The sequence below is a fragment of the Kribbella sp. NPDC004875 genome (assembly GCF_042873375.1).
GTDB lineage: Bacteria > Actinomycetota > Actinomycetes > Propionibacteriales > Kribbellaceae > Kribbella.
Genome location: NZ_JBIALI010000006.1, coordinates 418,468 through 429,547 on the forward strand (window position 1 = coordinate 418,468; position 11,080 = coordinate 429,547).

11 protein-coding genes are annotated in these 11,080 nt (G+C 69.9%); 7 read left to right on the forward strand and 4 right to left on the reverse strand.

Annotated features, from left to right (window positions below):
• Positions 1-86: 86 nt before the first annotated feature.
• Complete coding sequence (locus tag ACFYRH_RS32455; protein ID WP_387783295.1) at positions 87-1,634, forward strand: fibronectin type III domain-containing protein; 1,548 nt, start codon at positions 87-89, stop codon at positions 1,632-1,634.
• Position 1,635: 1 nt separating this feature from the next.
• Here the strand turns inward: ACFYRH_RS32455 and ACFYRH_RS32460 are convergent, their stop codons facing one another.
• A complete protein-coding gene (locus ACFYRH_RS32460; protein WP_387783296.1) occupies positions 1,636-3,033 on the reverse strand; it encodes an alpha/beta fold hydrolase in 1,398 nt (465 codons plus the stop codon).
• Between the two features lie 100 nt (positions 3,034-3,133).
• On the opposite strand from ACFYRH_RS32460, the gene ACFYRH_RS32465 reads away from it, so the two are divergent.
• The 3 genes from ACFYRH_RS32465 to ACFYRH_RS32475 all read left to right on the forward strand — a co-directional run bounded on the left by ACFYRH_RS32465 (position 3,134) and on the right by ACFYRH_RS32475 (position 5,781).
• Positions 3,134-4,252 (forward strand): histidine kinase, encoded by a 1,119-nt coding sequence (locus ACFYRH_RS32465; RefSeq protein ID WP_387783298.1) that lies wholly within the window; start codon positions 3,134-3,136, stop codon positions 4,250-4,252.
• The gene (locus tag ACFYRH_RS32470; RefSeq protein WP_387783300.1) at positions 4,249-4,887 is read left to right on the forward strand and encodes a response regulator; all 639 of its coding nucleotides are present in this window, start codon (positions 4,249-4,251) and stop codon (positions 4,885-4,887) included. Before ACFYRH_RS32465 ends, ACFYRH_RS32470 begins: the two co-directional genes overlap by 4 nt.
• Before the next feature lie 129 nt (positions 4,888-5,016).
• On the forward strand, positions 5,017-5,781 hold the full coding sequence (locus ACFYRH_RS32475) for a sulfite exporter TauE/SafE family protein (RefSeq protein ID WP_387783302.1): 765 nt from the start codon (positions 5,017-5,019) through the stop codon (positions 5,779-5,781).
• Between the two features lie 13 nt (positions 5,782-5,794).
• Here the strand turns inward: ACFYRH_RS32475 and ACFYRH_RS32480 are convergent, their stop codons facing one another.
• Positions 5,795-6,793 (reverse strand): YdcF family protein, encoded by a 999-nt coding sequence (locus ACFYRH_RS32480; RefSeq protein WP_387783304.1) that lies wholly within the window; start codon positions 6,791-6,793, stop codon positions 5,795-5,797.
• Positions 6,794-6,925: 132 nt separating this feature from the next.
• Here ACFYRH_RS32480 and ACFYRH_RS32485 point away from each other — a divergent pair, with 132 nt between their 5' ends.
• Positions 6,926-8,161 (forward strand): D-arabinono-1,4-lactone oxidase, encoded by a 1,236-nt coding sequence (locus ACFYRH_RS32485; RefSeq protein WP_387783306.1) that lies wholly within the window; start codon positions 6,926-6,928, stop codon positions 8,159-8,161.
• A gap of 152 nt (positions 8,162-8,313) precedes the next feature.
• Here the strand turns inward: ACFYRH_RS32485 and ACFYRH_RS32490 are convergent, their stop codons facing one another.
• Positions 8,314-8,841, reverse strand: a complete 528-nt coding sequence (locus ACFYRH_RS32490) for a MarR family winged helix-turn-helix transcriptional regulator (protein WP_387783308.1) — start codon at positions 8,839-8,841, stop codon at positions 8,314-8,316.
• Complete coding sequence (locus ACFYRH_RS32495; protein ID WP_387783957.1) at positions 8,838-10,127, reverse strand: nicotinate phosphoribosyltransferase; 1,290 nt, start codon at positions 10,125-10,127, stop codon at positions 8,838-8,840. Before ACFYRH_RS32495 ends, ACFYRH_RS32490 begins: the two co-directional genes overlap by 4 nt.
• Positions 10,128-10,221: 94 nt before the next feature.
• On the opposite strand from ACFYRH_RS32495, the gene clpS reads away from it, so the two are divergent.
• The gene (gene clpS, locus ACFYRH_RS32500; RefSeq protein WP_387783310.1) at positions 10,222-10,509 is read left to right on the forward strand and encodes an ATP-dependent Clp protease adapter ClpS; all 288 of its coding nucleotides are present in this window, start codon (positions 10,222-10,224) and stop codon (positions 10,507-10,509) included.
• The gene (locus tag ACFYRH_RS32505) at positions 10,506-11,057 is read left to right on the forward strand and encodes a DUF2017 domain-containing protein (protein WP_387783312.1); all 552 of its coding nucleotides are present in this window, start codon (positions 10,506-10,508) and stop codon (positions 11,055-11,057) included. The genes clpS and ACFYRH_RS32505 overlap by 4 nt, the downstream gene beginning before the upstream one ends.
• Positions 11,058-11,080 lie beyond the last annotated feature (23 nt).

Below are 11,080 nucleotides of genomic sequence, written 5' to 3' on the forward strand. Positions count from 1 at the left end.
GTGCTGACCGTTATCGTTTGACGGCGCATTGTCACCAAAGTCATGGGTCGGCCTCTTCCGCCGGAGCGGGCCCTGGGGGTTCGCTCATGAAGAAGGCTGTTCTGGCTGTTGTCACAGGTGCGGCCGTGGTCGCCGCGGCGTTGGTTCCTTCGGGGCCCGCGGTGCAGGCGGCGACGGAGGACACCGCGGTGCAGAGCGCGCCGCGAGGTTTCGGGTCGGCGTTGTCGTCGGTGCGGGCCAAGTCCTGGCAGACGAACGCGAGCGTGAACGCGCTCGCCGTCGCGGGGAACCTGGTGTTCGCGGGTGGGTTGTTCACCCGGGTCCGGCCGCCGGGGAACGCCCGCGGGGTCGGCGACGCGGCACGGAAGTACTTCGCGGTGTTCAACCGGTCGACCGGTGTACCGACGCGGTTCGCGCCGCAGGTGAACGGACCGGTGTGGAGCGTGGCTACCTCGCCGGACGGTCGCCGCGTCGTCATCGGTGGTGACTTCACCGTCGTCGACGGGGTGCCGCGGTCGAAGGTCGCGATGTTCGATGTTGCCACCGGCAAGCTTGTCGCCAACTGGGACCCGGTGGTGAACTACCGGGTCGCGGCGCTGCGGATCACCGGGACCACGGTGTACCTCGGCGGGTCGTTCGGCGCCGTCGACAAGCAGGCCCGCAGCCGGGTCGCGGCGGTGACGGTCAGCAGCGGCGCGCTGCTGCCCTGGAATCCGGACGCGGACGACGACGTGCACGCCATCGAGGTGTCGACCGACGGGTCGCGGGTCTTCGTGGGCGGTGGGTTCACCCGGATCGGCGGCCGCGACCAGCACGCGCTCGCGATGCTGAACGCCACCACCGGCGCCGCGCTCTCGATGCCCGCCGCGGCCGCGATCCCGCCGAAGTCCGAGGAGTGCGACAGCCGGGTCAAGGACCTGGAAGTCCAAGGAAACAAGGTCTTCGCGTCCAACGCCGGCACCCACAGTGAGCAGTGCTACGACGGTGTGCTCGCCGCGGACACCAAGACCGGCAAGCTGCTCTGGCAGAGCAAGTGCCTGGGCGCGACCGAGGCGATCAAGGCGATCGGCAACTGGTTGTACAAGGGCTCGCACGCGCACGACTGCAGCGCGGACGGCGCGTTCCCGGACAAGACCGGCATGCATCACCTGCTCGTCTACAGCACGATCACCGGCAAGCTGGGCCCGTGGTTCCCGAACACCGATGCGGGCGGTACGACGCTCGTCGGTCCGCTGGCGTTCGCGTCGGGTGGCGACGACCTCTGGGCGGGTGGTGACTTCACCGAGGTGAACGGCGTACCGCAGGAAGGCCTGACGTGGTTCAGCAGCGCGCCGGGTGGTGCCGCACCGGCCCGGCCGGCGGCGCCGAAGGTCGCGAGCGCCCGGCCGAACAAGGTGACGATCGCCTTCGACACCGTGCTCGACCGGGACAACATCGCGCTCACGTACTTCGTCTATCGCGGAAGCACTCGGATCGGCAGTTGGTCGCGGTCGTCGACGTGGTGGACCAAACCGATCGTCACATCGGTCACTGACTCGCGTCTGACCAGCGGCCAGAAGCTGTCGTACCACGTCGAGGTCAGTGACGGCCGCAATGTCCGGAAAGGCCCGTCGGTCTCGGTCCGCGTGCGCTGAATCAACAGCGGCTCCCGCGCGGAGGTACGGCGAGGTCGGCGAGGTACGCGTCGATCTTCGCTCGGGCGCACTCGTTGGACAGGTACAGCGTGTGGCCGGGACCGTCGTGGTAGATCGACCCGCTACCCGGCACCTGGTCGATGACGCGCGCCGCCGTGTCGTACTCGCTCCAGTTGCCGGCCATCAGCAGGGGCGGCAGACCCTTCGGCAGCGCGGCCGGCTCGTTCTGTACCGGGACCGGCCAACCGATGCAGGACAGCATCGAGAGCTGGATGGTCCCCGCCGCCCCCGTGAACGGCGCGGCGGCCTCCATCCGCCGGATCTGCTGCGTGAGCTGCCGTTGAGTGGTCGGGTGCGGCCAATCGGTGCACTCCACAACCCCTGGCGCCGGCAAGACCGGGTACGGCGAGTTCGGCGGCGCGGGCACGAAGCCCGATGCGTCACCACTCGTGGCGGCCTTCCGTAGCGCGGCCAGCAGCTTCGGGTACGACGCCTCGCCGCCGCGCGCCAGACTCAGACCGGTCGCCCGGATCTCGTTCCCGTCGTACGTCGTGCTTCCGGCGGGCAGCGGAGTGTGTTGCGCCCGGGCCACCACGCGCTGCCAGAGCGCAGGAGCCTCGGCGCAGTTTCCTTGCGTACGGCACCAGTTGAAGAAGCGCGTCAGGTACGTCTGCACGTCGCGCGCCAGCCGGGTCAGCTCGCGGTCCCAGTTGTTCGTGCTGTGGTTCCAGGTGCCGTCGAGGACGAGCGAGCGGACGTGCTGCGGGAAGAGCCGCGCATACGTCTGCCCGATGAACCCGCCGTACGACGCCCCGTAGAAGTTCACCGTCGACTCGCCGAGGGCACGGCGGATCGCGTCCACGTCGCGGGCGTGACTGGCGGAGTCCATCGCCGCGAAGAGCTCGGGATCCTTCGCCCGGCACTTGGCCGCGATCGCCCGGTTCGCGGCGGCCAGCGCGTCGAACTCGCCCACGGTCCGGGGTACCCGTGGCTGACGGATGCCGGTCCACTCACAGGGCAGATTGGTGCTCAGACCGGGTGCGTTCGGTCCGCCCCGAAGGTCCCAGGTGACGATGTCCATCGTCTGGCGCAGGCCGGCGAAGGCCTCGCCGCCGCCGTACGAACGCATCAGGTCGATGCTGAAACCGACCGGACCGCCGAGATTGACGATCACCGGTCCTTGCGGTTTCGGCGCGGTCGAGCGCAACCGGCCGAGCGTCAACGTGAGTTGCCGCCCGTCCGGACGGTCCCAGTCGACCGGGACCTTCAGGGTGGCGCATTCGATGCCGACGGTACCTGGTCCGCCAGGGCATTCGCCCCAGGTGAGCGTCGGCGCGGGCGGGGTGAGGGCGCTGGTCGTCAGCAGGCCGCTCGCCGCGAGGGAGAGTAGTTTCAGCATGCCGGCCACGTTTCCGTGAATCGCCCGCCGGCACATCGGACCAGGGGCCGACGGACCTGGGGCCGAGGTGATCGCCCGCCGCGTCGGCTAGTTTCGACGCGTGACCGAGGAGTACGGCCTGAGCCGGCGACAGTTGATCGTCGCGGACTGCATCGTCGCGCTCGGGTACGCCGTCCTCGTCCAGCTCACGATGACGCCGACAGGCGCCGGCGTGCTCGTGGTGATCGGTCTCGCGGGCCCGATCGCCGTACGACGGGTCTGGCCGGTCCACGCCTTCGCTGTCGTCGCCGTAGTGTCCGTGATCGCGATCGCTACCGGTCTGTTGCGCGATCCGCTGCTCGCCGCGGCTTACGTGCTGTACGTCGTGGCGCTCACCCGGGCGTCAGCGCGGCCGTTGTCCAGCCGTCGACTGATCTGGCTGGCGGGGAGCGTCGGGTTCCTCGTACTGGTGCTCGCGATGGTGGCCGGGGCGCCGGCCGGGCGGGCGGACGTCGCACTGGTGCTGACCGGGATCGCTGCGCTGTACGGAGCGTGGATCCTGGGGCGGGTCGTACGGGACCGGCGCGCGGCGGCCGCGCGAGCGGCACGGGTGCTGGCGGAGCAGGCGGTCGCGGAGGAACGGCTGCGGATCGCGCGTGAGCTGCACGACATCGTTGCCCACAGCATGGGACTGATCGCGGTCAAGGCCGGCGTCGCGAATCATGTGCTGGCGGTGCGCCCCGAGGAGGTGTCGGACGCGCTGTCGGTGATCGAGTCGACGAGCCGGGACGCGCTGGTCGAGCTGCGGCACATGCTCGGCCTGCTGCGGACGACGAGCGAACCGGCGGACCTCGCGCCACCGGCCGGGCTGGCTGCCTTGCCCGAGCTGGTGTCCCGGGTGGAATCGACGGGCGTGCAGGTCGAGCTCGCAATCGACGTACCGGACGGGCTGCCGGAGGCCGTCGAGCTGACGGTGCAGCGGATCGTGCAGGAGTGCCTGACGAACGTGACGAAGCATGCGCGGGCGCGACGCTGCCGCGTGGCGATCAGTTCGTCCGCGAACGGCGTACGCGTGGAGGTGACCGATGACGGGGCCGGTGGGGCCGCGGTGGAAGGGCACGGGCTGATCGGGATCCGGGAGCGGGTGAGCATGTACGACGGGACGCATCGGGCCGGCCCGCGCGCGGACGGCGGTTTCGAGGTGGTCGTCGAGCTGCCCCATCGGCGGGTGGCGCGGTGAACGACATCCGGGTGCTGGTCGCGGACGACCAGGCGTTGTTGCGCGGGAGCTTCCGGGTGCTGATCGACACGACGCCCGGTCTGACCACGGTCGGCGAAGCCGCGAACGGAGCCGAGGCAGTCGAGCTCGCGCGCCAGGAGCGGCCGGACGTCGTGCTGATGGACGTCCGGATGCCCCACCTCGACGGCATCGAGGCGACCCGGCAGATCTGTCAGCAGGACGAGGCCGCCCGGGTGCTGATGCTGACGATGTTCGACCTGGACGACTCGGTGTACGCCGCGTTGCGCGCCGGCGCGAGCGGGTTCCTCCTGAAGGACGTGCCGCCCGCCGAGTTGCTGCAGGCGATCCGGGTCGTCGCGGCCGGCGAGGGACTGCTCGCGCCGTCGATCACGCGACGGCTGATCGCGGAGTTCGCCCGTACGGCGGAGCCTGGCCAGACGCCGCTCGCCGGACTCGACGGGGTGACCGACCGCGAGCGCGAGGTGCTGGGGCTGATCGCCCGTGGGCTGTCGAACGAGGAGATCTGCGCGCACCTGAACGTCGGCCGCGGCACGGTGAAAACCCACATCGGACATCTGCTCGCCAAGCTGCACGCGCGCGACCGCGCCCAGTTGGTGATCGCCGCCTACGAATAAAACCTGGTGCAGCCGCGGCGGCGATGACTCACGCCGGGCCGGGGCAGTTTCGGCCGGTGAGATCACACCGGCGAAGGGCCGGACCTCTGGCCGATAATCGACGACAGTGAGCACACAGGTGAGGTACGCGTGACGGGTCTGCAGCAGTTGGCCGTCGTCGGAGCCGGATTCGGCGCGGGCATCCTGACGTCGACCGTCGGCGTCGCGTCGCTGCTCAGCTTCCCGGTGCTGATCGCGATGGGCATCCCGCCGGTGGTCGCGAACGCGTCGAACACGCTCGGTCTGCTGCCCGGCACGATGAGTGGCTCGTTCGGCTACCGGCGCGAACTACGGGAGATCCCGCGCCGGCAGACGGTCGCTGTCGTGGTGATCTGTGCCACCGGGGCGATCGGCGGCGCCGCGCTACTGCTCGCGCTGCCGTCTCGCGTGTTCGCGACGGCGGCGCCGTGGCTGATCCTGTTCACCTGCCTGATCGTCGGCGTGCAGCCGTGGATCTCGCGCTGGGTGCGGTCCCGCTCCCGGCAACCGCACGGCGTCCGCCGGTCGATGTCACCGGCAACCACCGTCTTCACCGCGCTGACCGGCGTGTACGGCGGGTACTTCGGGGCGGGCGCCGGGGTGATGATGATGGCGGTCCTCGGGCTCGGCCTGGACCTGGAGCTACGGGTCGTCAACGGGCTCAAGACGTTGGCACTGTGCGTGGCCAACCTGGTCGCCGGCGTGATCTTCGTGTTCGTCGCGGACCTCGATCTCGCCGCGGCCGGACTGCTGGCGGCCGGTTCGATCGTCGGCGGGTACGTCGGCTCGCACATCGGACGCCGGCTCCCCGCCACACTCTTACGGGGTCTGATCGTCTCGGCGGGCGTGATCGCCGCCGTACTGATGTTGCTCTAGTGTCCCCAGGACACTAGACGTGTTGGAGGATCGCGCCGGCGGCGATCAGCAGGCAGATCCCGCCGTTGATGTACGGGTGGCTGACCAGGATCGCCACGAACTCCCGGATCGTTGCCGTCGGCCAGTAGTACGCCGCGGTCGGTGAGCCGACCACCTGACCGTTGATCTTCGCCTTCCGGGCGGTGAGCGCCGCGCGGAAGGCGTGGAAGTTGTTCGTGACGATCAGGCAGCGGTACTCCGGCCGCAGTTGCACCATCAGGTCGCGGCTGAACGTCAGGTTCTCCCAGGTGGTCGTCGACTTGTCCTCGCGGAGGATCTGGTCGTCGGGCACCCCGCGCTCGACCAGGTACGCCGCCATCGCGTGCGACTCGGGAAGATCCTCGTTCGGCCCCTGCCCACCGGACGTGATGATCCGCGGCGAGCGGCCCTTGCGGAGGGCGCGCTCGTACACCTGCTGCGCGCGGTCGAGGCGGCTGGCCAGCAGCCGCGGGACCCGCGATCCGATCAGGCCCGAACCGAGGACGACGACGAAGTCCACCTTCCGCGAGGAGCGGATCCGGCTGTAGACGAACGCGTACACCAGGAAGCAGAAGAACAGGAACGAGATGTAGGTCAGCACCCCGAGCAGAACCGACCGTACGGCGGCCAGTGGTTCCCAGCCGATGGTCTGGACCAGCACGCTGAAGACGACGAAACCGATGAGGCCCAGGCCGACCAGCAGAGACAGCAGGTTGGACAGCCGGCGGCGTTCGCGGCGGAGCATGGTGACGCCGTTGACGACCAGGAAGATCGCGAGGACGGCGATCGTCACCGGGATCGCGGCCAGGATCGCCACGATCAGCCAGCTGCCGGCGGTCTGGTTGATCTTCGCGACCGTGAAGACCACACCGAGGACGGCGAACATCAGGCTCAGGACCAGGAAGATCCCGTTCTTGAACAGCCGCCGGTCGCGCAGGAAGCTGACGCCGAAGATCAGGAACCAGAAGGCGGCGGCGCCGAAGCAGATGACCATCGGGCGTCATCAAAGCACGCTCGGTCGCCGAGGTGGGGGAGGCTCGGGGGATGGACGGGCGGTCCGTTCCGGGCGCCGGTGTGCGAGGCTGCGGGGGACGGGGCCGGGTGGTCGAGGAGAGGCAGGGGCGTCGTGAGCGCTGTCACGAACTGGGCAGGGAACGTCAGCTTTGCGAGCGAGCTGCAGCGGCCGCGATCGGTCGAGGAACTGCAGGAGCTGGTCGCCGCCGCGCAGAAGGTCCGCGTGCTCGGCACCGGACACTCCTTCAACCGGATCGCCGACAGCTCCGGTGCCCTGGTCAGCGTGCAGGACCTGCCGAAGGTCGTCGAGATCGGCGAGCGTGGCGTGACCGTCTCCGCCGGCCTCCGGTACGGCGAGATCACCGCGGCTCTGCAGGCACAGGGGCTGGCGCTGCACAACCTCGGTTCGCTGCCGCACATCTCGGTGGCCGGCGCGTGCTCGACGGGTACGCACGGGTCGGGCGACGGCAACGGTCCGCTCGCGGACGCGGTCAGCTCGATCACCTTCGTGAACGCTGCCGGCGAACTCGTCACGCTCACCCGGGACGACCCGGACTTCGCGGGGTCGATCGTCTCGCTGGGCGCGCTCGGGGTGACCGTGAGCCTGACGCTCGACGTACAACCGACGTACCAGATCAGCCAGGTGGTGTACGACGGGTTGCCGGTCGAGCGGCTGTCGACGGATCTGGACGCGGTGACGGGCAGCGCGTACAGCGTGAGCGCGTTCACCGACTGGCTCGACCCGGACGTGATGGTCTGGCGGAAGCAGCGCGACCTCACCCCGCCTGACCCCGAGTGGCTGGGCGCGCGCCTCGCCGACGGACCGCGGCACCCCATCAAGGTGATGCCGGCCGACTACGCGACCCAGCAGGGCGGGGTTCCCGGTCCGTGGAACGAGCGGCTGCCGCACTTCCGGCTCGAGTTCACCCCGAGCAACGGGGACGAACTGCAGTCGGAGTACTTCGTGCCGCGCGAGCGGGCCGTGGAGGCGTTCGACGTACTGCGGGCCTTGGGCAAACAGTTCGCGCCGGTGATCCAGGTGTCGGAGGTGCGGACGATCGCGGCCGACGAGCTGTGGCTGAGCCCGAGCCAGGGGCGGGACACGGTCGCGCTGCACTTCACCTGGGTCCAGGACGAGGCAGTCGTCCGGCCGGTCGTCGCGGCGCTGGAGGAACGGCTCGCACCGCTGGACGCGCGGCCGCACTGGGGCAAGGTCTTCGAGGCCGACGCAGCCACGCTCGCCGAGCGCTACCCGAAGCTCCCCGACTTCATCGCGCTAGCAGCCCGGCACGACCCCGCCGGCAAGTTCCGCAACCCGTACCTCGACACGTACCTCCCCCGCCCCTGACCCTCCCACGCCCCTGACCCTCCCACGCCCCTGACCCCTCGTCGGGTTAACCACTCGTATTGCCCGTTCCCCACCTACATACGAGCGGCGAACGGGCAACGCGGGTGGTTAACCCCGCCAGCAGAGCCGCGGTGGCGGGGCGGGGCGGGGGGTTAGAAGGGGTGGTCTTCTAGGGTGGTGGTGATTGTCCAGAGGAGGTTGCGGAGGGTACGGCGGTGCTCGGGGGTGAGGCGGGCCAGGGCGCGGCGGCCCGCACGGTCGTAGACCTCTTGGACTGTGTGGGCGAGTTCGATGCCGCGGTCGGTGAGTTCGATGCCGACCTGGCGAGCGTCGGTCGCGTTGCGAACCCGGCGTACCAGGCCGGCGGCTTCCATGCGTTGGGTGGTCCTGGTCGCCGTGGGTACCTCGACGTCGAGGACCTTCGCGAGCCGCGCCACCGGCAGAGAGCCGTGGTGGAGCAGCTTCGCGAGCACGAGCTCCTGACCGGTGTGCAGCTCCGTCCCGGCGAGTTCCTCGGCGACCGCCTTGCGCGCCGCCCGGTCCGCGAACCGGAGAGCGATCAGCACGTCGGCTTCATCCGCCGGCGCGTCCGCCGACCACTCCTCCCGCCCGGACCCGTCCTCTTCCCGCACAGCGGCCCGCGCGTCCGCGGTGTTTGGTTGCGGCTCCGCGGAGGTCACGTGTGAGTCCGGGAGCGGAAGGGGTTCCGGGCGTCGTAGTCGCCGACGTACTCGGTGGGGATGGCGGGCTCGCCACGGCTGAGCTGGCTCGCGGAGCGCGGGAGCTCGTCACGGACCTTCTCGTGGTGCGCCTGGGACTCGGCCGGGGTGGTCCGGCCGACGACCTTGCCGGCCTCGACCAACGGGCGGAGCAGCACCCGGTCGTCGCCGTCGTCGACCGGCTGCTCGCCGACGCCGATCAGCTCGATCTCCGCGACCCCGGTCGCCGACCGGCGCCGCAGCGCCCACTTCCGGCCACCGATCGAGATCTTGTCCGGGCTCTTCTTCGCGACCGGGACCAGCTCACCGCCGGCGTCCTCCCGGGCGACGAGCTTGTAGACGAAACCGCACGTCGGGTAGCCGGAGCCGGTGACCAGCGACGTCCCCACGCCGTACCCGTCGACGGGGGCCGGGGCCAGCGCGGCGATCTGGAACTCGTCGAGGTCGCTGGTCACGATGATGCGGGTCTTCGCCGCACCGAGTGAGTCGAGCTGCTCACGGACCTGCCCGGCCAGCGACGGGAGGTCGCCGGAGTCCAGCCGGACCGCGCCGAGCTCGGGGCCGGTCAGCTCGATCGCCGTCCGGACCGCCTCGGCGACGTCGTAGGTGTCGACGAGCAGCGTCGTACCCTTGCCGAGCGCGTCGACCTGGGACCGGAAGGCGTCCTGCTCCCGGTCGTGCAGGAGCGTGAACGAGTGTGCCGCGGTGCCGGTGCTCGGGATGCCGAACCGGCGGGCCGCCTCCAGGTTCGAGGTGGCGGTGAAGCCGGCGATGTACGCCGCCAGCGCGGAGGCGACCGCCGCCTCCTCGTGGGTGCGCCGCGAGCCCATCTCGATACACGGGCGGCCGCCGGCCCACCAGGTCATCCGGGAGGCTGCCGACGCGACGGCGGAGTCGTGGTTCAGAATGGAGAGGAAAACGGTTTCCAGGATCACTGCCTCGGCGAAACTGGACTCGACCACGAGCACCGGTGAGCCGGGGAAGAAGATCTCGCCGTCGGCGTAGCCGGAGACATCGCCGGTGAACCGGTAGTCCGCCAGCCAGTCCCGGGTAGCCTGGTCCACGATGCCGCGATCGGCCAGGAAGGCGATCGTCTGCTCGTCGAACCGGAACTGCTCGAGCGCGTCGAGGAGCCGGTTGACGCCGGCCACCACGCCGTACCGGCGGCCGTCCGGGAGGCGGCGGGCGAACAGCTCGAACACCGAGCGGCGCTGGGCCGTGCCGTCGGCCAGGCTGGCCTGCAGCATGGTCAGCTCGTAGTGGTCTGTCAGTAACGCCGTCGAGTGGCTCACGAGAGCAGCCTATTGCGAGACCGGAAGCGATGATGGGGAGAATGGACAGGTGACCACCGCACCAAGCGAGCTCGAGAGCGCCGAGGTCGACGAGGCGATCGAGCTGAGCCCGCCCTGGGTGACCATCGTCTGGAACGATCCGGTCAACCTGATGGACTACGTCACGTTCGTGTTCCAGACGTACTTCGGCTACTCCAAGCAGAAGGCGGAGAAGCTGATGATGCAGGTGCACCAGGAGGGCAAGTCGGCGGTCTCGAACGGCAACCGGGAAGCGATGGAACGCGACGTGGAAGCGATGCACACCTACGGCCTGTGGGCCACCTGCGAGAAGTCGTGACGCGGTTCCGCAAGCGCCGTAAGACCGTCGTCGTCAGTTTCGCCGAACACGAGGCGGACATCCTGGCGAACCTGCTCCGGAACCTGGTCGAGCTGCTGTACGACGGGCTGCCGCCGCGCTCGGCCGAGTCGTCGGACCCGCTCGCCGCGCTGCTGGAGTCGGACGGGCCGACGTCGCCGCCCGAGGACGTCGTACTGCAGCGGTTGTTGCCGGACGCGTACAAGCAGGACGACCTGGCGTCGGCCGAGTTCCGCCGGTTCACCGAGCGCGGGCTGCGGGAGGGGAAGGTCACCGACGCCAAGCGGGTGCTGTCCGCGCTGGAGGAGTCCGGCGCCGACGAGATCGCGCTGGAGCCGGACGAGCAGTTGTCCTGGTTGCGCGCGCTGAACGACCTCCGGCTGGCGATCGGGACCCGCCTGGACATCAAGGACGAGGACGACTACAGCACCTGGGAGAAGCTCCCCGAAGAGGACCCCCGCCGCCTGACGTACGACCTGTACGACTGGCTGGGGTACTTGCAATCCGCGCTGCTGCACAACATGCGGTGAGAAGCAGTTCCGCGCTTCGCGCG

Excerpts from the sequence above, each read along its gene's own strand:
- ACFYRH_RS32455 (WP_387783295.1), top strand. The coding sequence starts at position 87 with ATGAAGAAGGCTGTTCTGGCTGTTGTCACAGGTGCGGCCGTGGTCGCC.
- ACFYRH_RS32460 (WP_387783296.1), bottom strand. The coding sequence starts at position 3,033 with ATGCTGAAACTACTCTCCCTCGCGGCGAGCGGCCTGCTGACGACCAGC.
- ACFYRH_RS32480 (WP_387783304.1), bottom strand. The coding sequence starts at position 6,793 with ATGGTCATCTGCTTCGGCGCCGCCGCCTTCTGGTTCCTGATCTTCGGC.
- ACFYRH_RS32495 (WP_387783957.1), bottom strand. The coding sequence starts at position 10,127 with ATGCTGCAGGCCAGCCTGGCCGACGGCACGGCCCAGCGCCGCTCGGTG.